Annotated in this window: 26 protein-coding genes and 5 tRNA genes; 4 read left to right on the forward strand and 27 right to left on the reverse strand. The window is 41.9% G+C overall.

What is annotated here, in order from left to right:
* Positions 1 to 232: 232 nt before the first annotated feature.
* From CSV61_RS04205 to acpS, 20 genes are all read right to left on the reverse strand, one after another.
* A tRNA-Gly gene (locus CSV61_RS04205) sits at positions 233 to 306 on the reverse strand.
* A 38-nt stretch (positions 307 to 344) separates the two neighbouring features.
* Positions 345 to 431: transfer RNA gene (locus CSV61_RS04210), tRNA-Leu, on the reverse strand.
* 78 nt (positions 432 to 509) lie between these two features.
* Positions 510 to 585 (reverse strand) — tRNA-Lys (locus CSV61_RS04215).
* Between the two features lie 72 nt (positions 586 to 657).
* Positions 658 to 732: transfer RNA gene (locus tag CSV61_RS04220), tRNA-Gln, on the reverse strand.
* A gap of 52 nt (positions 733 to 784) precedes the next feature.
* Positions 785 to 856: transfer RNA gene (locus CSV61_RS04225), tRNA-Glu, on the reverse strand.
* Positions 857 to 1,113: 257 nt separating this feature from the next.
* Complete coding sequence (locus tag CSV61_RS04230; protein WP_083034133.1) at positions 1,114 to 1,566, reverse strand: SprT family protein; 453 nt, start codon at positions 1,564 to 1,566, stop codon at positions 1,114 to 1,116.
* Between the two features lie 14 nt (positions 1,567 to 1,580).
* The gene (locus CSV61_RS04235) at positions 1,581 to 3,722 is read right to left on the reverse strand and encodes a Tex family protein (protein ID WP_099638480.1); all 2,142 of its coding nucleotides are present in this window, start codon (positions 3,720 to 3,722) and stop codon (positions 1,581 to 1,583) included.
* A gap of 111 nt (positions 3,723 to 3,833) precedes the next feature.
* The gene (locus CSV61_RS04240; RefSeq protein ID WP_099638235.1) at positions 3,834 to 4,430 is read right to left on the reverse strand and encodes a PP2C family serine/threonine-protein phosphatase; all 597 of its coding nucleotides are present in this window, start codon (positions 4,428 to 4,430) and stop codon (positions 3,834 to 3,836) included.
* Positions 4,430 to 5,215, reverse strand: coding sequence for an RNA polymerase sigma factor SigB (gene sigB, locus CSV61_RS04245; RefSeq protein ID WP_029054715.1), 786 nt, complete (start codon positions 5,213 to 5,215; stop codon positions 4,430 to 4,432). The genes CSV61_RS04240 and sigB overlap by 1 nt, the downstream gene beginning before the upstream one ends.
* A complete protein-coding gene (gene rsbW / locus CSV61_RS04250) occupies positions 5,190 to 5,663 on the reverse strand; it encodes an anti-sigma B factor RsbW (protein WP_083034135.1) in 474 nt (157 codons plus the stop codon). The genes sigB and rsbW overlap by 26 nt, the downstream gene beginning before the upstream one ends.
* Complete coding sequence (locus tag CSV61_RS04255) at positions 5,650 to 5,991, reverse strand: STAS domain-containing protein (protein ID WP_083034136.1); 342 nt, start codon at positions 5,989 to 5,991, stop codon at positions 5,650 to 5,652. Before CSV61_RS04255 ends, rsbW begins: the two co-directional genes overlap by 14 nt.
* 102 nt (positions 5,992 to 6,093) lie before the next feature.
* Positions 6,094 to 7,098: a PP2C family protein-serine/threonine phosphatase gene (locus CSV61_RS04260; RefSeq protein ID WP_199173586.1), complete on the reverse strand. Its 1,005-nt coding sequence runs from the start codon at positions 7,096 to 7,098 to the stop codon at positions 6,094 to 6,096.
* Between the two features lie 13 nt (positions 7,099 to 7,111).
* Positions 7,112 to 7,513, reverse strand: a complete 402-nt coding sequence (locus tag CSV61_RS04265) for an anti-sigma regulatory factor (protein ID WP_083034137.1) — start codon at positions 7,511 to 7,513, stop codon at positions 7,112 to 7,114.
* Positions 7,514 to 7,515: 2 nt separating this feature from the next.
* On the reverse strand, positions 7,516 to 7,878 hold the full coding sequence (locus CSV61_RS04270) for an STAS domain-containing protein (RefSeq protein ID WP_083034138.1): 363 nt from the start codon (positions 7,876 to 7,878) through the stop codon (positions 7,516 to 7,518).
* 1 nt (position 7,879) lies between these two features.
* Complete coding sequence (locus CSV61_RS04275; RefSeq protein ID WP_099638236.1) at positions 7,880 to 8,707, reverse strand: RsbT co-antagonist protein RsbRA; 828 nt, start codon at positions 8,705 to 8,707, stop codon at positions 7,880 to 7,882.
* A gap of 186 nt (positions 8,708 to 8,893) precedes the next feature.
* A complete protein-coding gene (locus tag CSV61_RS04280; RefSeq protein ID WP_029054722.1) occupies positions 8,894 to 9,244 on the reverse strand; it encodes a type II toxin-antitoxin system PemK/MazF family toxin in 351 nt (116 codons plus the stop codon).
* A 4-nt stretch (positions 9,245 to 9,248) separates the two neighbouring features.
* A complete protein-coding gene (locus CSV61_RS17285) occupies positions 9,249 to 9,554 on the reverse strand; it encodes a transcriptional regulator (RefSeq protein WP_099638237.1) in 306 nt (101 codons plus the stop codon).
* Positions 9,555 to 9,708: 154 nt separating this feature from the next.
* Positions 9,709 to 10,821: an alanine racemase gene (gene alr, locus CSV61_RS04290; protein WP_099638238.1), complete on the reverse strand. Its 1,113-nt coding sequence runs from the start codon at positions 10,819 to 10,821 to the stop codon at positions 9,709 to 9,711.
* Between the two features lie 87 nt (positions 10,822 to 10,908).
* A complete protein-coding gene (locus CSV61_RS04295) occupies positions 10,909 to 11,958 on the reverse strand; it encodes a LolA family protein (protein ID WP_099638239.1) in 1,050 nt (349 codons plus the stop codon).
* 95 nt (positions 11,959 to 12,053) lie between these two features.
* Positions 12,054 to 12,410, reverse strand: coding sequence for a holo-ACP synthase (gene acpS / locus CSV61_RS04300; RefSeq protein WP_099638240.1), 357 nt, complete (start codon positions 12,408 to 12,410; stop codon positions 12,054 to 12,056).
* Between the two features lie 68 nt (positions 12,411 to 12,478).
* Between acpS and CSV61_RS04305 the strand changes: the two genes are divergently transcribed.
* The gene (locus CSV61_RS04305) at positions 12,479 to 13,084 is read left to right on the forward strand and encodes a rhomboid family intramembrane serine protease (RefSeq protein WP_083034144.1); all 606 of its coding nucleotides are present in this window, start codon (positions 12,479 to 12,481) and stop codon (positions 13,082 to 13,084) included.
* 172 nt (positions 13,085 to 13,256) lie between these two features.
* On the opposite strand, the gene CSV61_RS04310 is transcribed toward CSV61_RS04305, so the two are convergent.
* The 6 genes from CSV61_RS04310 to CSV61_RS04335 all read right to left on the reverse strand — a co-directional run bounded on the left by CSV61_RS04310 (position 13,257) and on the right by CSV61_RS04335 (position 20,484).
* The gene (locus tag CSV61_RS04310; RefSeq protein ID WP_099638241.1) at positions 13,257 to 14,792 is read right to left on the reverse strand and encodes a PH domain-containing protein; all 1,536 of its coding nucleotides are present in this window, start codon (positions 14,790 to 14,792) and stop codon (positions 13,257 to 13,259) included.
* The gene (locus tag CSV61_RS04315) at positions 14,785 to 15,264 is read right to left on the reverse strand and encodes a PH domain-containing protein (protein WP_099638242.1); all 480 of its coding nucleotides are present in this window, start codon (positions 15,262 to 15,264) and stop codon (positions 14,785 to 14,787) included. Before CSV61_RS04315 ends, CSV61_RS04310 begins: the two co-directional genes overlap by 8 nt.
* 137 nt (positions 15,265 to 15,401) lie before the next feature.
* Entirely contained in the window at positions 15,402 to 16,919 is a 1,518-nt protein-coding gene (cshA, locus tag CSV61_RS04320; protein ID WP_083034147.1) for a degradosome RNA helicase CshA, read from the reverse strand.
* A gap of 429 nt (positions 16,920 to 17,348) precedes the next feature.
* The gene (locus CSV61_RS04325) at positions 17,349 to 18,041 is read right to left on the reverse strand and encodes an alpha/beta hydrolase (RefSeq protein ID WP_099638243.1); all 693 of its coding nucleotides are present in this window, start codon (positions 18,039 to 18,041) and stop codon (positions 17,349 to 17,351) included.
* Positions 18,038 to 19,408 (reverse strand): UDP-N-acetylmuramoyl-tripeptide--D-alanyl-D-alanine ligase, encoded by a 1,371-nt coding sequence (locus tag CSV61_RS04330; protein WP_099638244.1) that lies wholly within the window; start codon positions 19,406 to 19,408, stop codon positions 18,038 to 18,040. The genes CSV61_RS04325 and CSV61_RS04330 overlap by 4 nt, the downstream gene beginning before the upstream one ends.
* Before the next feature lie 14 nt (positions 19,409 to 19,422).
* Positions 19,423 to 20,484 carry a D-alanine--D-alanine ligase gene (locus CSV61_RS04335; protein ID WP_099638245.1) on the reverse strand — a complete coding sequence of 354 codons (1,062 nt, stop codon included), beginning with the start codon at positions 20,482 to 20,484 and terminating at the stop codon, positions 19,423 to 19,425.
* A gap of 217 nt (positions 20,485 to 20,701) precedes the next feature.
* Here CSV61_RS04335 and CSV61_RS04340 point away from each other — a divergent pair, with 217 nt between their 5' ends.
* Together CSV61_RS04340 and CSV61_RS04345 are read left to right on the forward strand one after the other, a co-directional pair.
* The gene (locus CSV61_RS04340; protein ID WP_099638246.1) at positions 20,702 to 21,886 is read left to right on the forward strand and encodes an FtsW/RodA/SpoVE family cell cycle protein; all 1,185 of its coding nucleotides are present in this window, start codon (positions 20,702 to 20,704) and stop codon (positions 21,884 to 21,886) included.
* Between the two features lie 74 nt (positions 21,887 to 21,960).
* On the forward strand, positions 21,961 to 22,305 hold the full coding sequence (locus tag CSV61_RS04345; protein WP_099638247.1) for a zinc ribbon domain-containing protein YjdM: 345 nt from the start codon (positions 21,961 to 21,963) through the stop codon (positions 22,303 to 22,305).
* 69 nt (positions 22,306 to 22,374) lie between these two features.
* On the opposite strand, the gene CSV61_RS16695 is transcribed toward CSV61_RS04345, so the two are convergent.
* Positions 22,375 to 22,524 carry an Lmo0850 family protein gene (locus CSV61_RS16695; protein WP_156890545.1) on the reverse strand — a complete coding sequence of 50 codons (150 nt, stop codon included), beginning with the start codon at positions 22,522 to 22,524 and terminating at the stop codon, positions 22,375 to 22,377.
* A gap of 232 nt (positions 22,525 to 22,756) precedes the next feature.
* Between CSV61_RS16695 and CSV61_RS04350 the strand changes: the two genes are divergently transcribed.
* A complete protein-coding gene (locus tag CSV61_RS04350) occupies positions 22,757 to 23,083 on the forward strand; it encodes a metal-sensitive transcriptional regulator (RefSeq protein WP_099638248.1) in 327 nt (108 codons plus the stop codon).
* The last annotated feature ends 10 nt before the right edge of the window (positions 23,084 to 23,093 follow it).

Here is a 23,093-nt window from a genome sequence, read left to right on the forward strand (position 1 = left end):
TCACTCGCTCAGTCGGTCACGTACCTGAGTACGCTCCCTCTTTCGCTCGATCACTTCCTAGCACTCCACAACATCTCGTCAACCAGTTACATGAAAAATCGATTAGCTCGAGTTTCATTTGCTGGCATCAATTAAGATACTCATTTTGTTTGTGTCATCGTTAGATGCACAAACTGTATTTCGTTAACGTTTTGCTGTTCAGTTTTCAAGGTTCATTTATTCTTTAAAATAATGGAGCGGGTAGGGAGAATCGAACTCCCATCATCAGCTTGGAAGGCTGAGGTTTTACCACTAAACTATACCCGCATATAAGTTGTAATTAATGTGTAACGGTTGAGAATGTTTGGTGCGGTAAAGAGGATTTGAACCTCCACGGGGTTAACCCCCACTAGGCCCTCAACCTAGCGCGTCTGCCATTCCGCCACTACCGCTTTGTTTCAGCGACAATTACTATTATACACCTTCAGTTTAATAAGTCAAGAACTTTCTTGAATTCTTTTTAAAGTGAATGGTGAGCCGTACAGGATTCGAACCTGTGACCCTCTGATTAAAAGTCAGATGCTCTACCAACTGAGCTAACGGCTCATGTTAAAATGAAAGGAACAATTTGTCCCAAATACCTTTGATCTCTCTAATGCATGTGACTCACAAAAGAAATGGCTGGGGTAGCTGGATTCGAACCAACGAGTGACGGAGTCAAAGTCCGTTGCCTTACCGCTTGGCTATACCCCATCAATGATCAATCATTATCGTCTCTTCAGGGATTTGTTCGTTTTATTAAAAGTGACCCCTACGGGATTCGAACCCGTGATACCGCCGTGAAAGGGCGGTGTCTTAACCGCTTGACCAAGGGGCCTTACTGGTAATGTCAGTTCAGCAAGCTATTGGTTTGTTGCGCTTGTCTTAGTCGACTTTTATTATTATAGACAGGGTTTAGTCATTCGTCAACCTTTTTAAACAATCTTTTTTAAAAAACTTTTCAACATGCTTTAAAACGTTGATGTGACAGCCTTTCTCATTAGAAAATTCTTAAGCTACATAGCTGTCTTTCACTACTTTTTATCTAATTGTATAAAAGGCATTCAATCGTTGTGATTGAATGCCTTTTATGTTTCATTCTACTTTCGCGATCTCCCCTGCACATTTTCCACAGCGATACTTTGCGCAATCCATTCTTCTCCGCCTAGGATAATCCAGTCCGCAAGCCATACAACGATATAGATGGATGAGCGTGTTCTTCGCTCTACGTTCCGTCAGGGGTTTGCAATGACGAGGTGAATTCGTCTCTTTCAGTAGCTGTTTAAAATCTGGGTCTCCATGTTTATACCCCTTTCCTTCTATATGAAGGTGATAATGGCAAAGTTCATGTTTAATGATCCCAATCAATTCTTCTTTATCATGAAGCTTAATAACTAATGGGTTGATCTCTATAAAATGATTACTTAACTTATAGCGACCGCCCGTCGTCCGCAGTCTACTGTTAAAAACTGCTTGATGGACAAACGGCTTATGGAAGATTTCCAATGAGATGTGCTCAACCAGCTGTTGTAATTGTTCTTCTGACATGCTGATTCTCTCCTTTATTTCTTAAGAGGAAGCATAGATAAAGCAATACGCCCTTTTTGGCGATCAACAGAATCAATCCATACTGTGACAATATCACCGGATGCAACTACGTCTAGTGGATGTTTCACATAACCTTTTTTCATTTTGGATATGTGTACTAATCCATCTTCCGAAACGCCAATGTCTACAAATGCACCGAAATCCACTACGTTACGCACTGTTCCTTGCATTTCCATACCTTCATATACATCTTTGATATCAAGTACATCTGCTTTTAATAAAGGCTGCGGATAATCGTCTCGCGGGTCGCGGTTCGGACGCTGTAATGTTTGTATAATATCTTGCAATGTTATTTCCCCTACGTTTAGCTGCGCAGCAAGCTGTGAGATATCGACATGTTCGAGAGCAACCGTCGCTTCTTCTGTTCCAAGCTGTGATTTGTCTAGTTGCAACTCTTTCAATACTGCTTCTGCCACTTTATAACTCTCTGGGTGAATGCCTGTCGAGTCGAAGCGTTCTTTTGATTCCGGTATACGTAAGAAGCCTATTGCCTGTTCGTAAGTTTTTGCTCCTAGTCTCGGTACCTTTTTCAGCTCTGTACGTTTTGTGAACTTACCTGCTTCATCTCTTGCTTTGACAATGTTTTCCGCAACGGATTTTGACAGACCTGAAACATACTGCAACAGCGAAGATGAAGCGGTATTGACATTAACCCCTACGCGGTTCACCGCTGTCTCTACAACAAATGAAAGTGATTCCGCCAGATTCTTTTTCGCTACGTCATGCTGGTATTGTCCTACACCGATAGATTCAGGATCTATCTTCACAAGTTCAGACAACGGATCTTGCAGTCTTCGTGCAATGGATACCGCACTTCTTTGTTCTACCTGCAGATCTGGAAACTCTTCTCGCGCTTTTGCAGATGCTGAATATACACTCGCGCCTGCTTCATTGACAATTACGTAGGAAACCGACTCGTCCACTTCTTTAATTAGATCGACGATGAACTTCTCTGTCTCACGCGATGCAGTTCCGTTACCAATCGCAATAATGGATATTGGGTATTTATTTAATAGATCACGTATTATTTCTTTTGATGCTTCTTTTTGTGGCTTTGGTGGATGAGGATAGATGACAGAGATATCATGTAACTTTCCTGTTTCATCCACTACCGCAAGTTTACATCCTGTTCTAAATGCTGGGTCTACTCCAAGTACTGTTCTCCCTTTTAAAGGTGGTTGTAGTAAAAGGCTACGTAGATTTTCCGAAAAGACGTGAATTGCTTGCGTTTCCGCTTTTTCGGTCAATGTCGTTCGTACCTCTCTTTCTATTGAAGGGGCAATTAATCGTTTAAACGAATCCTCTAATGCTTCTTTTATATAGGTTGTAGATGAAGAAGGATGTCGCTTCAGGTACACACGCTCAAGATCTCCAATGATGCGATCCGCCGGGAAATCTACCCCTACACGCAATACGTCTTCTTTTTCTCCCCGATTAATAGCTAGAACGCGATGAGGTACTATTTTACTGAGCGGTTCTTCGTATTCATAGTAGTTTTCAAATACTTTTCTTTCATCTTCCGCGCCTTTTTTCAGAGCGGCTGTTAACTTCCCGGATGCCCATGTAATTTTACGGATTTTCTCCCGTATTGTTGCTTCTTCTGACACCCTCTCCGCAATGATGAACTTAGCGCCTTCCAATGCATCCTCTAATGTAAGGATTCCTTTTTCAAGATTGATATAGGATTGTGCTATAGATTCAATTTTCTCGGATGACTGTTGCATGATTTGGTCCGCAAGAGGTTCCAAGCCATTTTCAATCGCAATCATTGCTTTCGTGCGCCGTTTTTGTTTGTAAGGGCGGTACAAGTCCTCGATTCGCTGCAATACTGTTGCGCGTTCAATCTCCGCCTTTAACGTATCATCCAGCTTCCCCTGTTCATCGATCAAGCGCAGAACTTCCTCTTTTCGCTGTTCAAGCGACTTTATATAATGATAGGCATCTTCAATATCCTTGATCTGTACTTCGTCAAGTGAACCTGTCGCTTCCTTCCGGTAACGCGCAATAAAAGGTACTGTGTTCCCTTCTTCCAATAGCGTGATGACGCTTGCCGTTTGGGTCTTGCTGATACCTGCACGACTTGCTGTTGCTTCCATAAGATCTTTTGACAATTCAATCACCCTTTCCCCTTTCCATATAATAGCATGTTTCCAATGGGCTTTCCTTCCGCAACCATTTATTTTTAAGCAAAAAAAAGCCGCTTCAACCTAATGAAGCAGGCTAGCTGCGATGAATGTTGCATCATCATTATCTTCAATCGTACTTTCAACCTTTTTATACAATTGATACGGAGTAGAATTTTCTTGTAAGTATTTTTTAGGACTTCGCAAATTCACACCATCAGAATGAAGAAAGAACCGGTCATTCTTATTATAAGGATATCTTTGCGTACGGGGCGATTGCGGTCGTCCCGACAAATAACCCATTACTGGTAATGGATAAATCATCTGACCATTCGACTGCAGTATGTAGATCCGGATGTTACCGACACAACTATATTCTAGGGTTTGCTGTTTAAAATATACTTTCACAATCCCTACTGCCGCACCGCGTTTATGCAACATCTGTTTGTTACAACGTAGTAACAAATCGTCAGGTGATTCGTGATGATAGATCCTTAAGATTTGCGGAATTATTTCAGCTGATTCTCTTGCTTCTGTTCCACTGCCTAAGCCGTCTGCAATAGCACAAATGAAATAGTCTTCTTCTGAATGAATGTAGTATGCATCCCCAGAATCTTTATTGCCTTTTTTGGACTGTTGGTATATATATGCCTCTACATAGTCATTCTCAAAAGTCTCCACTAGTTTGCACCACCACTCGTCAGAATTACTTCTTGTAGCTTTTTGATCGCTTTGCGTTGCAGTCTTGAAACGTGCATTTGGGAAATATCCAGTAATTCTCCAGCTTCTTTTTGGCTCATCTGATCGATATATGTGTACTGGATAATTTGACGTTCGCGTTCACTTAAAACGTTCAGTGCATTCAAAACAAGCATACGCTGATCTGTTTTTTCAAAACCGCCATCAGTCTCACCAATGATATCAAGCAGTGTAATTGTTCCACCCTCTGAATCCGCGTCTAGTGTATGGTCGATCGATAGCGCTTGGTAACTTCTGCCCATTTCCATCGCTTCAAGCACTAGTTCTTCGTCGGTGCCAAGATATTCTGCTATTTCATAGACCATTGGCGAACGCTGAAATTCAGTCGTTAACGTTTCAACAGCCGCTTTGATCTTCGGCCCTAACTCCTTGATTCGTCGTGGTACGTGAACAGCCCAAGTTTTATCACGTAGGAAACGTTTAATTTCTCCAATGATGGTCGGTACAGCAAACGCTTCAAAGTTCCGTCCTTGCTCAGGATCGTATCTTCGAATCGCTCCTAATAGTCCGAGCATTCCTGCCTGGACGATATCCTCATGATGGGATTGTCCACGTGAATATTTACGCGCGATTGAATGAACCAGTCGCTCGTAATGCAAGACTAGCTGTGTTTGCGCATGGTCGTCATTATTTTCTTGGTATTCATGTATCCATTTAATGACTTGCTCTTTCGTCTCACTGTCACGAGAAGACTGTTGATTTGACATGGTCCTCTCCCCGCTCTCTGCCCAAATATTTGGTCATGAAAACAATGACACCCTCCCCATGGTCAACTTTTACTTCATCCATTAAAGTTTCCATCAAGTAAAGCCCTAGACCACCTTCTCTAAGAGGTGATTCTTCATTCCAATCTTGATATGGGCCAACTTTTTTCTTCGTTTCTTCAAAATCGAAGCTTTGACCATGATCCGTCACAACGATTTCCAGACGGTCTTCATAAAGGGCACAGCCCAAAATCACTTCACCTGTTTTCTCGTCATTGTACGCATGTTGCACAGCATTGGTCACTGCTTCACTTGCAGCGATCTTCAAATCTTCAATTTCATCATATGTAAATCCAATACGACTTGCAAGACCCGATATAGCTAAACGAGCCACACCTACATACTGAGCTTTTGCCGGGACTTTTATTTCGATGTAATCAAACGCTTGCATTGTCTTCGCCACCTTTAGATTGTTCAATTTCCATAATGTCACTAAGGCCCGTAATTTCAAACAATCGGTAAAGGCGTTGGTTTAGTCCTTTAATGACTAATTTCCCATTATGCGCTTTTACTTCTTTGTAGAATCCGACAAATATGCCTAAACCTGTACTGTCCATGTAGTTTACTTCAGATAACTCTAACTCTACTTCGATTCCATCTACTAACTCTAAAGCAGCCAAGTGTTCTTTCAATTTTGGCGCTGTATATATATCGATTTCTCCGATAATTTTAAAATTATGCACTAGATCTTGATCAACTTGCTCAACTTGTAAATTCATTTCGCCACCTCAATCGCTTTCTCTATTTTCTATGAATGTATAGGGTAATCATATCCACTACACCCTCATTGTTTTATACCCATTCTACGACTTCTTAAACCTTCATGATGTTTTTTTCAAAATAACAAGCGTGAAGTCATCATGAAGTTCGTAATTCTGCATTTTGGAAAGCTCACTAAATAAATAGTCAACCATTGCTTGTGCACTTTCCGAACGCACTTCTCGCAATAAATTTTCTATAACGTCCATTTCAATAAAACCTTTATCTGTTCTAGTTTCCGTTACACCATCTGTCATAATCGCAACAAAATCATGTTCTTCAAGACGCACCGTACGTTCTTCATACACCGCTTCTGCTTGAACACCAAGCAACAAACCTTTACTTTCTAGCAAACTGTACGAATCTTTGGCAGCACGATAAAAGAGAGCTGGCTCATGTCCAGCTGAAGAATAACGAAATATTGAGTTTTCCATATCGTATTTTCCGTAAAACATAGAAATGAACATAGAATCAGCAATACTTTGCTCCACCATTTTATTGATGAAGCTCAATACTTCAAAAGGACTTCTTTTCTCGTACCGCAGACTATCCATACCAAACTTCACCATGGACATATGCATAGCTGCAGACATGCCCTTGCCGATAATATCGGCAACTGCCAGGCAAACTTCTTGTTCAGTTTCCTTTAAAAAGTATACATAGTCACCGTTCATTTGCTTCGACGGTTTAGAAATCCAACCTATATCCAGACCCTTCAACATAGGAGTTGTTGTTTGTAGCAAAGTATTTTGTACTCTAACCGCAATATCCATCTCTGTTTGAATAATTTCTTGTTTTCGGATTAAACTCTGGTGTTCTTTTAGCGCTAGTCCATAATGAATCATCATTTCGATTAGAAAATCGAAAGATACGCTGACGTCGGCTGGCATATCTTCAATTAGTTCTTCAATAGACGTTTTATGAATACTGATAACATCTTCTGGTGCGATATTCTTTTCTATGAAGCTGCGGCTGAATTGCTGTCCCAAATAGAGATCTTCTTCCCCTTTGGAGTGCAGATAATTCTCCAGCATTTGCTTATACTGCCTACCCGCCTCTTGTGGCAATACCCTTCAACTCCTAGTGCAACCATTTAGTCGCTGTAATTGTGGTACCTACGCCCACTTCTGTTTCTACACGAAAATCATCCATCAGTCGTTTGACTCCTGGCATTCCTGCACCTAATCCTCCTGATGTCGTATAGCCATCCGTCATAACCTTTTGTAAATCAGAAATTCCTGGTCCTTCATCGGTAGCAGTAATCAGTAACCCTACCCGTGCACCTACTGTAATAGGCACAATTTCAATTTGACCTTTTCCCGCGTAAAGATAAATATTTCTTGCTAATTCACTAATGGCAGTCGTGATTCTAGCTTGGTCTACTGTCCCGAAACCCGTATTTTTCGCCTCATTACGTCCGAGTTGTCTAGCAGCAACAATATCCCACTCTGTTTTGATCTCTATAGAAGACCTGTGTTCCATGGTCAGGCCTCCAATTCTCTAGTCAATTTCTCTAGCCCATTCTCTAGATCTAATGCAGTTGTCACGTTCTCCAAACGTATACCTAATTCAATTAGCGTGATGGCTACAGATGGTTGTATTCCTGTAATAACAACTTTCGCACCCATTAGGCTTGTCATATGAATAACATCCCCAAGTACTTTAGCGATGAATGAGTCAATAAAGTCGATTGGCGTCAAATCAATCACAACGCCTCGTGCAGACGTTTTATGTAGTTGATTTAATAAATCTTCTTGGAATTGTAATGCCGTCTGATCATCAAGCTCTACTTGAATAGATACAATCAATGTATCCTTTAGCTTTAGAATCGGGATTCGCATTTTCATACTACATTTCCTCCTCTACAATTGTTCGACCTGTCATTTCAAGCGCCTTTTGCATACCTCTGCGTAGCGTACTAGTCGTAGAAAAATCTGTCAGATTAATGCCTAGCGTTACAATAGTCTGTGCAATTTCTGGACGAATACCTACTAGCATACACTTTGCACCTACTAAACGAACCGCGTCTGCCGCCTGGATGATATGGTGTGCAACCATCGTGTCCACTACTGGTACGCCTGTAATGTCTAGTAACACGACTTCAGCGCGTTGCTTGACCACACCTTCTAATAGGTTCTCCATGATCAATTTCGCACGTTCCGTATCAATCGTACCGACCAACGGCATGACAGAGATCTTGTCGAATACAGGAATTAATGAAGCTGATAGTTCTTGCAGTGCGATCTTCTGCAAGATATCCGTCCGTTCCCATTTCGTGGAATACTCTTCAATAATGCTTTCTCTTAACGGATTGATCCAATTTGAAAAAATGTGAATCCCTTCGCGTAAGTTGGACTCTTGTAAAATCCCCGTTTCAAAGAATAGATTATATACGACAGAAGAAAACGTATCAATTGCTCGATTGATGAATTTAATAGACCAGCCAAAATGAATGATTTTCTCTGTGAACTCATCCAATCGTGCCTTGTCCACTGTATCGCGGTACGTTAGATTCGATGTCATCAGCTCTGTAAACTCCCTGCTTGTTGTTGCAACTACAGGTGCTGGCATTAATTCTAGAAACCGCTCATCCGCATTCTCTTTCATCTCCTCTACCCAACGTGTTGTAATGGTATCTATATTTTCAACTATACCTTTTCTCATGACTTCGTTCATCGTTATTTGTTCCTCCCTACATCATCTATTATCTCTATTGTATCGAATTTCGTTGCAAACTACATGTATTTAATCGTTTTTTTCAAAATTACTATAAAAAAAACACTATAACCTGTTGGCTATAGTGTTTCAAGCAGCCATTAGTTGCTGGCGCCATCTGCAATAAAGTTTGTTAGAATATGTATGCTAAAATTTAATAAGCCCGAAGCTTACTTGCAACGCTTCGTCGACTTGTTTCATTAACGCATCGTCTAAGTGTGTTATTTTGTCTGTAAGCCTTGACTTGTCGATTGTGCGGACTTGCTCGAGCAGGATGACTGAATCCCGCTCGAATCCATGCCGGGCCGCAGTAATTTCGACATGTGTCGGCAATTTTGCTTTTTGAATTTGTGCAGTAATGGCTGCTACAATCACTGTAGGACTGAATCGGTTACCAATATCATTTTGGATGATCAGTACCGGTCTAGTCCCACCCTGTTCAGAACCGACTACAGGTGACAAATCTGCAAAAAAGACGTCTCCGCGTTTAATTGCCAACTTTTCATCCTCCGCTGACGCAACGTTCCACGGTATGCTGAGCTTCAAATTCCGCATATAAACATTCTGCCGCTATGTTGAGGTTGATTTGCGACATTTCCACATAACCTCTTATCATGGCTTCACGTATTAAGGAAGCTTCACCATGTTCGATATGTTTCATATCTGTCGTATAAACGAAATCTTCTTGCACTTGCTCCCATTGAAAGATTGCGTCTTCATTTTGCTGTTGCAATCTGGTTGAGGCTATACTAAGTATTCTTTTATCGTTTTTATCCGTACGCAAATCGAGCACCTCCGACAAACCCATCCCTCTATTTCTATATCATTTCTATCTTACCATTTATATTGGAATATGAAAAGACAAGGTTTGAAGTGTTTTGACAAGAAATACTAGTTTCGTCAGTAGAATGTCGAATCGGATGATCGTTGCGTCATATATTCCACTAGATAGTTTCGACTTTTCACGTATAGACTCTAGGTATCCGTGTAGAAAATGTTACAGCTATTTCATAGGGTATTGTGTTTAGGCGATCAGACCATTCCTCTATCATGATTTCTTCGTCGCCCTGTTTACCGATCAATATCACTTTTTCACCTTCAGGGTATTCACGAGGTAATCGGATCATGCATTGGTCCATGCAAATGGCACCAACAATTGGTACCCTCTTGCCATCAATCAGTACTTCCTGATTTGTAAGTGAACGCTTTAATCCGTCCGCGTAGCCCACCGGTAAAGTACCGATCCATTCTCCTTCAACCGCCTCATACGTACCGCCATAGCTAATCGCCTCACCGACAGTCATCTGTTTCACGTAAGTTAATTCAGTTTCAATCGTCAATGCCCGTTCAAGCTTAAATGGCAATTGCTTTGCCACGGTATGTGACGGTGGAATACCGTATAAACTTATACCAAAACGGACAGCGTCAAGTGCATATTCAGGAAACAACAAGGTTCCTGCGCTATTTGATGCATGAATGAGACGCGGTTTTTCAGGCAAACAATTCACTAGGTGCATGAATCGTTCAAACTGTCGTTGCGTCGGTTCCCGGTTTTCTTCATCCGCGCGTGCAAAATGTGTGAATACACCATCAATAGATAAGTTGGACTGTTGAATACGCTGCACCAATCGTGCGAGTTCTTCTTCAGTCCGCACCCCAATTCTACCCATCCCGCTGTCGATTTTTACATGAATTCTACATTTTGTTTCTACTGGTTGCTGTGCAATCACTTGTTTTACCCAATTCTCACTCGTGACTGTTAAAATAATACGATGTTGTGCTGCTATAGACACAAATGATACCGGTGAGAGCCCTAATACGAGAATATCGGCTGTTGGTTGTGTTTTCCTAAGCGTCATAGCTTCATCAGGAGTAGCAACCGCAAACATTTCTGCTCCCGCTTGTAACGCAGCGGAAGCAGCCTTCGCGACTCCATGACCATATCCATCTGATTTAACGACCGCGATCAACTTGGTTTTTGTGGGCAAATACGAAATCAGACGTTCTGCATTGTGCTTAATAGCTGCTGTATTAATAACCGCTCGTGTTGGCCGATATTGTGTTTCGTTAAACATTTCTTTCCACCTCGTTATAGGATAGACTGTTGCATGCAATAATTATCTATCCAAAGGCACAGTCTAGTCAATTGATTCAGTCGTTCATTACTTCGATTCAGTGGCTGTCATTGAATTAGCTACAGTAATCAATTCTTCCTTGCTTAACATGTCGGATGCAACAAAGAACGCCATACCATTTGCTTCCCAGTGAATAGATTGTTCTGTCAATGCCGCTACTGCGAACCCTAGATCAACTGGATCACCTTCTATAGAAACAGGCATTTGATTCAATGGTTTTTCAGCTGGTTCTTGAATCACAACATATTCCCGATCCCCGCTGAATGTCATAATCACACGCTGACCATTTTCAATTTCCACACTCTTCTCATCTGACAGTGTGGTACCTTGTAAATTAGCAACTGGATAATATGTTTGTTGATTTAGCTTAGCTTGATCTTCCCCATCATCGTCCGCTGATTCTTCGTCTGTCGATTCTTTCTCGGAATCCGCTTCATCACCGTCCGCTTTCGGTTTATCCATCTCTACCTTATACTCGGCGACTTTATGCTCTACACCCAATGCAATTTTATCGAACTTGATAGAGATCTTTTCTTCACCTGCTTCATCATGGATCGTCACCTTGCTTGGCAACAAAGTCTTTTTATCGATATGAATTTTCTGAGTTGGTAAAAGTGACTTATGATTATTGCGTGTTGCCGTTTCAAAGATATACTCTTTTTCTTTTTCTTCCATGACCGCTGCCTTGTCTGCCTTAATATCTTCGGCAAGCGTTCCGATCAGGTACCCTTGACTGTTTTGTGCTGGCCAGTCACTTTGGAATTTATACGTTTTGCCGAGTGACGGTGTAATGACGAATACGCCTTCTTCGTTACGAACAATCATTTGTGACTCATCATTACCCGATTGCATTACATTTACTTTGTAAAACTCTGGCTTAGTATGCCATACTTCCACATTGTACACCCGAGGTTCCGAACCTGTTTTGATCTCCATCGAGGCATTTAATTCATACCCTTTTGTTTCATTCCACTTATTGCTAAGCTTCTTCATAACATCTTCTTTGGAGGGCTTACCGCACCCTCCTAGTACTAACATGACTGCGACGACTACTAACATGATCATTTTTTTCCGCATTCTTTTCATCCTTTCTCCAATCAATTCGGGTAGCTTATCTTATGAGAGGGATGAATCGAATATGCGAGCTTGTTTTAAATTCTATTTAGATGCTTTTAAGATTCCATTAAGACTACTTGTGCAGCAGCTACAGTTTGGGTGTGCGTAATACTAACAAACCCTTGAACTGGTTGACTATGGAAATGCAATACCGGGCGACCACTTGCTTCCGAGATGACCTCGATGTCTAGAAAACTGCAATCTGCTCCGATGCCAGTACCTCGCGCTTTCGAGAACGCCTCTTTAGCAGCAAAGCGCCCTGCCAAGTATTCAGTTTTACGATGGCCACTCAATGTTTCATATACGCGCAATTCCATTTCAGATAAGATTCGTTCCCTAAATTTAGCGTTACGGTTATCCAAACGGGCTATGCGATTCAATTCCACGATATCTAATCCAATTCCTTGTATCAAAATGAACAACTCCTTTCCCTTCAAGTTAAATAATATGTATAATCAGTACAGAAGATTGAGGTGAAACCATGTTTATACGAACGGAAAACTTTTCACAATATGTTCGTGCCTACCCTGTCGTGACATTTTTGCTTGCTCTGAATATCGGGATATTTATCTATACATTGATTCCCGGCATTGGTAATCAGCTCTTTTTATTCGGCCTGGGAGATAACTTCCTCATTGCGAATGGAGAGTATTGGCGTTTAATAACTCCGATGTTTTTGCACGGCGGTTTTATGCACTTACTATTTAACATGTTCTCGCTTTTCGTTTTCGGACCAGAGCTTGAGAAAATTGCGGGGAAAGCACGTTTTATTACCGTGTATATGTTAGCCGGCTTATTCGGTGATATCGCAACATTCTTCGTGCAACCCGTTGCTTACACGCACGTCGGTGCAAGCGGTGCGATTTTCGGTGTGTTCGGTGCGTTTGGTGCGCTTGTGTATTACACGAAGCACTCGTTTCCGCAGTTGAGACAAGTTATTTTGCCGATCATCGTCATTAGTATTGTGATGACGTTTGTAGGGACGAATATCAACGTGACGGCGCACATAGCAGGGCTGATTACAGGCTTCCTGATCGGGCTGAGCTTTTTCAATCCGAAGAACATCGTTAGTTGGCGAAAGAAATAATGTGTTGCAGAGTCAGGCAGGGGTACCTTGTCTGGCTTTTAAAATTGTGCTGATTTAGAGAGGAAAGTAGTGAGGACGAGAGAAGTTCTACTCTAACTGGGGACCAGCCTTTGCACTCCTCTACACCGCCATCAACCTCTCTACTTCATTAAGCTTCAAAAGCCAGACAAGTTTAGCTGTCTGGCTCTGTTTGTGATTCTGCGCTATCTGGATGGAACTCATACCAGGACAAGAACTTTTCCGCGTTTTCCTGAGGCATATGGCGAATGGCCGGGGCGTCAAGCGTCATGCCAGATTTGACATTGACCGTAAGGGTCGCGACCTTTCTTCTACGATGAAAATAATTCTGATCCAACTCCATTGACTGGATCCGATTCTTCTCCGTGAACACCGTCTGCCGGCTAACTGTGCGAAAACGCATCGTCAACTGTTTCGGCAAAATGGTATAGGCTGCTGTCTTATGCTGCCAAATTCCATGCAAACCTACCAACGGCAACAATATTAACATCAGCAAGCCGTATGGAAAGAAGTTGTACGAGACAATCGCTATCGGGATGAGTGTCACAAATAACTTAAAACGATAGTAGAAACGTTTTCCTCTCTCACCAATTTTTTCTGTCGGTTCACTGAAGTCTATATTCGGAAATAGCTCCTGTAACGGCTCAATAATGCGGTTTCGTTTCGCTAACGGGAAAAGCTTAATTCGAGAACCTTCTCCCACTCCCCCCGCACTGTTAATGACGACTGCTCCATAGCCGAATAATTGCCGAAAAGGATTTTCAGTGATCGTGATATTTTGTATTCGTTTCAACGGTACAGTCACTCTTTTTTTCTCGAGTAGCCCCCTCGTAATGACTAAATCATCCTTTTCACGCATGACTTTGAAATCATAATTTGCAAGGTATGTCATCGCAACGGATAGTAACCAAACGATTAGGAAACCGAGTGCTACTAAAATCGCAATGACGAAGACACCGATGCGAATGAACGATTTCAACTCTCCGAACAACCAGTCATATGGGATGAGTTCCTCAATTTGCGATAAGAATACGATTGCACCAGATAAAATAACCCCGATACCACCTGAGGTTGTCGCAAGCATAAGCAGATCACCTGTCGTCATGGAGAAAATTACTGGTGCTGGTTGTTGTGCTACCCTCACTTCTTCCTCCGAATCCTTGATCAATTGCCACTCTGTTTGATCAAATAATGCAGGCTCCGGACCTAGAACTTCTACTTTCCTCGCCTGTTTAATTTCTTTTTCTATCTGTTGTGCCGCTTCTTTTGTGATGGCAGTTAATTCGGCTTCGGCGTCTTTACCTGAAGATGAACCCGCTGTTTCTATTTTGACTTTCACCAACTGAAATGGTCGGTGAAATATGCCTTCTGTGTAATCCAGACTTTGAATACGATCAAATGGAACGTAACGCTTTTTCCGTACAAACAAACCCGATACGATGCGCAATTCTTGGTCTTCAAACCAATAATCGAAACGGCGCCATTTCACGACACCCGAAACTAACGTGAATACAATCAGCACGCCAAATAAAATTAACGACCAATATTGGATATACCAAGGTGCTGTACTCTCTCCTTTGAACCCATTCACGAAAACCAATACTACGAAAGGTCCAATCAATTCTTTCAGCGTTTTCGCAGTCTCAACGACAGCAGATATCCAATGAAGTTTGTAGCGTGGTTCAGACATCGTCTTTCGCCACCCTTGCAAACGTGGATATACGGTTGCGCAGTTCGTCTGCCTCTTGCGTCACGAGCGCAGGAATGGAATGATTAGTCGCTGCAGTAGAGATCGTGATGGAAGCTAGACCGTATTTACGTAAAATCGGACCTTCTGCTGTATCCACGTGCTGAACGCGCACCATCGGAATGAGTGTGCGATTGACAATAAACAATCCGTGTTGAAGCTCAATTTCCGCCTCACGTACTTCATAACGCCAACGTTGCCAACGAATTTTCGGGAATAAATAAATCGATAAAAATGCATGTACTAATACAACTACTGCAATGACAATTATAATCCAAGTTGGCCAATCAAAAAAGTACGATAAAAAACCAAAACCAACTGCTACTGCCAATATGATTACACTTTGAATTGTTCCGTATAATCTCCAAACAGTTAATCCTTTTCTGGATATTTGATTTGAAGGTTGTTGCCTCATAGATCCACCTCTTTTCAGAATTCTACTTTTACTATCAAACTTTCATCAAAATATTTCGCTCCATTCGATCATATCATATTCACGACAAAAAAATCCGGGCTGCTATAATGCAGGCCCGGATTTTATGTTTTCTATTCTTATCGTTCAGAACGATTACTATTGTTGCGTCTTGAACCGCCATCTCTTCTTGCACCATCACGTGGTCCGCTGCTGCGTCTTGAACCGCCGCCAGAACCGCCGCTGAAGTTTCTGCTGCGTCCACCTTGAGAACGTCCGCCGCTACGGTTGCCACCTTTATAGCCTCCACCTGAACGAGATGAAGAAGGTCTGCGTGAAGGTAATGGGCGCTCTTCTGTAATACTTACTGGTGTTTCATCAATATTTTTAGTCAATGATTTAAGAGCTGCCGCCACAACTTCTTTCGCATCATGCTTCTCAAGCAATTGCGCTGCTAATCCAGCGTAGTCTTCTGAGTTTTGTTGTTCAATTACTTCTACTAGTGAATCCACTGCGTTTTTCTTCTGTTCAAGTAATGCTTCGTCAGAAGTCGGTGGACGTAGGGGAGTCATACGCTTCTTAGTCGTTTCCTCAACGATGCGAAGGTAACCCATTTCACGTGGCGTTACGAATGTAACAGCCACTCCACTTTTACCAGCACGACCAGTACGACCAATACGGTGAACATAGCTCTCTGGATCTTGTGGAATGTCAAAGTTGTATACATGTGTTACGCCTGAAATATCCAATCCACGCGCAGCTACGTCTGTTGCTACAAGTACATCAATCTTATTGTCTTTAAACTGACGCAAAACTGACATACGCTTCGCTTGCGTTAAGTCACCGTGGATTCCTTCAGCAATATAGCCGCGGATACTCAGGGCATGAGCTAACTCATCTACCCGGCGCTTTGTACGACCGAATACGATAGCCAATTCAGGTTGTTGAACATTCAACAATCTTGACAATACATCAAACTTCTCACGTTCGTGAGATTTTACGAAGAACTGTTCTATGTTCTCAACAGTCATTTCTTTGGATTTGATCTTCACAACTTCCGGATTTTTCATGAATGTCTCTGCAATTTTACGAATTGGGGCAGGCATAGTTGCTGAGAATAGCAACGTCTGACGCTCAGCCGGTACGCTTGCAAGAATTGTATTGATATCTTCGATGAATCCCATGTTCAACATTTCGTCTGCCTCGTCCAAAACAAGTGTTTGAACGTGATCAAGCTTCAATGTTTTACGGTTGATATGGTCCAAAATACGTCCTGGTGTACCCACTACGATATTTGGATTATTACGAAGTGCACGGATTTGACGTCCAATTTCCTGACCGCCATAAACGGACAGTACTTTCGCGCGGCTACCGTAGCCTACTTTATAAATTTCTTCTGATACTTGGATTGCCAATTCGCGAGTTGGTGCGATGACCAACGCTTGAACTGCAGTGCTCTTTGGATCCAATTTTTCAATGATCGGAATACCGAATGCTGCCGTTTTACCAGTACCTGTTTGTGCTTGCCCGATTACGTCGCGGCCTTCCATACCAAAAGTGATTGTCCCCTCTTGGATTGGAGTCGCCTCTTCAAACCCCATGCGTATTAAAGCCTTTTGTGTTGTTTCGTTAATATTCAATTCTGAAAACTTCGTCAAAATATTCAATCTCCTTTATTTCTCCATTTGACAATTGGTTACATCTGCAAATGAAAGCGCGGCAAATTCGAGCCATGTACTTTGAAAATTGGGAGCGTTTCCGATATATCCATCTCTGGTTTATAAGAAGAATCTTCTAGAAGGATTCTTGTGGTCGAGAGAAGTCATATCAATTACACTTATCGTAATTGCGTCCAGATTTTTATACAGCACAATGTAAAATCTGTGACATACAAGGAAAGCTCGGTCCTTGCCGAGCGGTGAAAACGGCAAGTCATTGCTAGTTTGCCTACTAATCACCGTTTTATTCAAAAAAAAGTACTCTCCGTAAAATAAAACGGAAGAGTGCCGTGTAAATGTATCCAATTCCTTTTATCATTCTACCATGGCTTACACAAGACTGCAACGAATCGGCTTAAGTTCCATTAATCAGTCTTCATCCATAAATTTCAGTACTTTCGCAAACCATACATGGCGATCTTCGCTATAACAAATATGATGTTTGCCATGTTCAGAAAAAATTAGATGTTTTTCCTTTGACCCAAGTTGTTCGTACAACATGTCTGCTGTGAATGCAGGAACAATGCCATCTTGCCTCCCCTGCACAATACAAACAGGCGTTTTGACCTGATGGTAGTACGGTCGTACTAAGCGAACGACGCGTAAAAACTCTAACGCCACGCGAACTGGTGTATGTGTCAGCTTATAGCTATACAAATGATAGAACGAGTTGGGGGGATACGCTTTACGCTGTAAGGACTTCACCATGATTCGTGCGTCCCCCAATAAAATACGCGGACTAATATATTTCGCTGCAGCACTTAATAAGATCAGCTTTTTAATCGGATAGCGCATTGCTAAGTACATGGCAATCAGGCCGCCCATAGAGAAACCGACTACTATGACGTCATCCACTTCTCTCTGTAGTCTTCTTAACTCTAATTCAGCGACCATCATCCATGACCTAGCTGAGCCCCATAGTACGCCTGGATCCATTTCATGTCCCGGTAACACAGGCGCTACCACTTTCCATTGAGTATGATTCTCTAGAAATCGTTTAAACGGAGCGATTTCAAAAGGACCACCCGTGAATCCGTGAATCATGAGGACACCTGTCGTCACAATTCGTCCTCAGTAAGCAACTCTATAATCCGTTCCAGCTTCATTCCCCTAGACCCTTTGAAAAGCACCACTGTCTGATCCGTTAATTTTGGGCGTAACGCATCTGCAAGCAACTCTGTATCATTTGCTGTCCACATGATATCTATCGGATGATTTTTCAACTCATCCGACAACCACTTCATACGGGGACCAAATAACGCGATGCCTTTTACGTCCATTTTTTTCAGTTCGTCCGCCAACTCTTCGTGGTAGCGCTGTTCATCGGTGCCAAGCTCGAGCATATCACCTAGAACAAGCCATTTGTTTTCTTTAACGGATGTATCGGCGATAAAGCGGAAGGCTGCACGCATGGAGGTAGGCGCTGCATTGTATGCATCATTAATAAGCAATGAACCGTTTTTCCCCGCAATAGGTTGCATACGCATATTTGTTAATGTGGTTTCACTTAATGACTTTTCGATTTGCTGTTTTGTCAGACCCAACTCTGTTGCGATTGCAATCGCGGCAAGTGCATTCTTCACCTGATGAGAACCGTAAACAGGAATTGTGAAATGAGCTTCGAGTTTACCACATACAGTAAACGAGCTGCCTTTATCGGTAGATGTAATTTGCTGCGCAATCAGATCTGCTTGGTCGTAGCCAAATGACACGCTACACAAATTGGTTTGTTGATTGACTAACCCTTGTAATAACGGTTCATCGCCGTCGTACAGCAACATACCGCCATTCGCTAGACCATCGATGATTTCAAACTTCGCCTTTGCAATCCCTTCACGGGAACCGAGATCTTGCATATGCGCCTCACCGATATTAGTTATGACTACAAACTGTGGCTTAGCAAGCGTTGACAAGAAAGAGATTTCTCCAAAGCCGCTCATTCCCATTTCAAGGATCGCAACTTCCGTGTCGTCTTCAACAGCCAGCAAAGTCAGTGGCAAGCCGAGTTCATTATTGAAGTTACCTTCTGTTTTTTTGACTTTGCGATAAGGTGATAGGACGCCTGCAATTAAATCTTTTGTCGATGTTTTGCCATTCGACCCTGTGACTCCTATGACAGTACACGTCAATTCACTTCGGTAGCTACGGGCCATTTGCTGCAATGCAAGCTCCGAATCCTCAACAAATAATAGCGGGATATCGGCTGGTGGATTCGGTTCATCCTTCAACCAAAGCGCTGCGACTGCACCTTGCTCAATTGCCCCTCTGACGTATTGATGCCCATTGACTTGTTCTCCTCTAAAAGGGATAAACAAGTCCCCCGCTTGCACATTCCGTGAATCGATGCAGACACCTGTCACTTGTTGCTTTGCGATATGCTGTCCTTCTGCTTGAAGCCATTGCTGGATCGTTGATAGATTTCGTTTCACGTTACTTCCTCCACTCAGTCCATTGTATAGTGTAGTTGCTGCTTTTCTGTATGTCGTTCTACTGCCAGTTCAATTAGCTGATCAATTAATTCGGGGTAAGTCAGCCCAGACTTCTGCCACAGTAAAGGGAACATACTAGTTGGCGTGAAACCAGGTAATGTATTCACTTCATTGATCAATACTTCATCATCTGCTGTGACGAAAAAGTCGGCCCGTACGAGTCCTGAACAATCCAGAACTTTAAATGCACGGATTGCCATGTCTTTCATATGTTCTGCCACGGTATCCGGCACTTCAGCCGGAATGGATAACTCCGTGCTTTGATCTTTATATTTCGCTTCATAGTCGTAAAAATCTGCAACTGGGCGAATTTCCCCTGCTACTGATACCTTAGGATGGTCGTTACCGAGAACCGCCATTTCAATTTCACGCGCTACAATTCCTTGTTCAACTATGATTTTACGGTCAAACTTTAATGCCAAATTAACGGCTTTTTCAAGCGACTCGCGATCTTCCGCTTTACTAATACCGACACTTGATCCAAGATTAGCTGGTTTGACAAACATTGGATAAGACAATTCTTTTTCCGCCTGATCTAATAATTGCTCTGCGTGCTCTTTCCACGTACTGCGAATAAAGTGGACGTATGCAACTTGCGCTAACCCTGCTTGAGCGAATAATTGCTTCATCACGACTTTATCCATTCCTGCTGAAGAAGCAAGAACTCCGTTACCTGCGTATGGAATATTCAACACTTCAAATAGTCCTTGTACCGTTCCGTCTTCTCCGTTCGTTCCATGCAGTAGCGGCAAAATGACGTCGGGCGTATCGCCTTGTAAAAAGCCCTCAATATGATCGGGCTTTGGCTGTTCACTTTTCAGACGTAATGCCTCTATACTTGAAACAGGTCCCGTTAACGGATCGCCTTTCAACCATTCACCTTGCATAGTTATATAGATTGGTAAGACTTCATATTTATCTAAATCTAGCGCCTCTGTTACTGCGCGCGCTGTTGAAAGTGACACTTCATGCTCTGCGGATTTCCCGCCGTATACTAAACCTAATCGTCTTTTCATGTAATCTCCTCGCATTCCGTAGTATTCATTCATACAGTTTACCATGAACAAAGCCAATTCATGAATGAAAAACCAACGTTCTACATTCTTTTTACTTCATATAGAAACTAAACATTTCATAACTCGTCTAGTAATGGGTGTACTTCTTAAAAAGTTTTGCGATATAATAGGTGATTATAGTAAGAGAATACTAGCTTAAGAAAAGGTGAGTTCATAATTGAAACAAACAAACAGGCTAGGTGAACGATTCGACTGGACACTTGCCTTTATCATTTTGCTTTTCGCGATTGTCAGTTTTTTCGTCATTGGATCTGCTCAAACCTCTGAGCAATATACACAGAACTTTGTTTTAAAACAAGTGAAATGGTATTTACTCGGTTCTCTCATCGTAGCAATGGTCATGTACTTTGAACCCGATCAGTATAAAAAGTTCGCTTGGTATTTTTATGGATTTGGTATTTTCTTGTTGGTCTTTCTCATGTTGGCACCTGGAGGACCCGGTCAAATCGCAGAAATGCGTTACAGCGCAAAGCGATGGCTGCATTTACCTGTCATCGGAACGATTCAACCCGCCGAGTTCATTAAGACATTTTTTATTATTGGCCTCGCCAAGTTGGTCAGCACGCATAATGAGCGCTCGTTAAACAGGACGTATACGACAGATTTACTGTTGCTTGGTAAAATCGCATTGATGCTTGTCGTTCCACTGTTCCTCATTATGAAGCAGCCCGACCTTGGAACTTCCCTAGTATTCATTTCAATTACTGCAGCTATCGTCATCGTTTCGGGTATTTCGTGGAAAATACTCGTGCCTGTCTTTTCACTCGGTGCCGCTGCTGCAGGAGGTATTCTGTGGATGTCATTGTTTGCACAGGATTTACTCGATAAATTCGGATTCTCACCTTATCAGTTCAAACGTGTTTATTCTTGGCTTGATCCGTACTCTTATCCAACAGACGAAGGGTATAACTTGATAACCGCCATGACCGCAATCGGATCAGGGCAACTTACCGGTAAAGGTTTTCTAGAGCGCGTTGTATATATCCCAGAGAATCACACGGACTTTATCTTCAGTGTAATAGGAGAAGAGTATGGCTTTATCGGTGCTTGTTTAGTTATCACACTGTATTTCATTTTGATTTATCATTTGACGAAAGTTGCTCTCTCTTTGCATGACCCGTTCAGCGTATACATTTGTACAGGCGTCATTGCGATGATCGCATTCCACGTATTCGAAAATATCGGCATGAATATTCAGCTGTTGCCTATTACAGGTATCCCTCTTCCGTTCATCAGTTATGGAGGAAGTTCTTTATTCAGTAATATGCTAGCGATCGGCCTAATTTTCAGTATGAAGTTCCATCAGAGAACGTATTTATTCGATGCAGATGATAACGGCTAACTACAAACGAATACCGACTCCCTTTCAGAGTTCTCACAAATTGTGTAGAATGTATAGGAAAGGGAGGTTTTTTTATGTCAACTTTACCAAATTGTCCAAAATGCCATTCCGAATATACATATGAGGATGGGAATCTTCTCGTTTGTCCTGAATGCGCATACGAGTGGTTGCCAGGATCGACGGAAGAATCTGATCAAACCAGTATGACCGAGATCAAAGACGCAAATGGCAATGTGTTGCAGGATGGGGATTCTGTAACAGTCATTAAAGATTTGAAAGTGAAAGGTAGTTCGAACGCATTGAAAATGGGGACAAAAGTGAAAAGCATTCGCTTAGTCGACGGTGACCATAACATCGATTGTAAGATTGATGGGTTTGGTGCTATGCAACTAAAATCGGAATTTGTTAAGAAAATTTAAAGCATAAACTAACGCGAAAAGCTCATCCTCGAATATATTCGGGGATGAGCTTTTCGTATACTCTCTTGATTAATTAGCTTGAACGGGTGGTGCTTGTACGGCAGGCGTCAATGCTTGCAACATATCACTTCTGGATTTTGTGAGTTTTGCGGAAACACCAAGCTTTGCCAAGTTGGAAATAATCTTCTTGAAATCCATTTCTTTAGCCACTTCTTCCACCTCAACCTTCCTAGTTAGTTATATAGACGTATGATCACTCGTGAAGTTCTAGATTTTTTAAATTTTCTTATGTTCTTTATTATACCACTTTAATTACCTTTTAAATCTTTCATTTATGTTAAATTTTCATCAATTACGCAAGTTTAAAGCCTGAATAGGTAAAAACGGATGTTTTGACATACCCCCTATACGTATATTAAAGTGAATATATGGGAAAGGTGGCAGATCACGAATGACGTTACTACCTGAAGATCATTCTCTAGAAGTGGAAACTTCTTGCCGTAAGAGTCATCATTCGGACGAAATTAAGACGAACTTGACTCATCGTCTAAACCGAATCGAAGGTCAGATACGAGGTATAAAAGGTATGGTAGAGCGCGATGTTTATTGTGATGATATCATCACTCAACTTTCCGCTACACAATCTGCCTTAAATAGTGTCGCGAATGTTTTATTAGATGGACACTTAAAAAGCTGTGTAAAAAACAGGTTAGCTGAAGGTGACGAAGAAGTGTTAGATGAACTGGCTAAAACTATAGCTAAATTAATTAGAAAATAGGAGGAATTGT

It is taken from the genome of Sporosarcina sp. P3, from assembly GCF_002743415.1.
Lineage (GTDB): Bacteria > Bacillota > Bacilli > Bacillales_A > Planococcaceae > Sporosarcina > Sporosarcina ureae_A.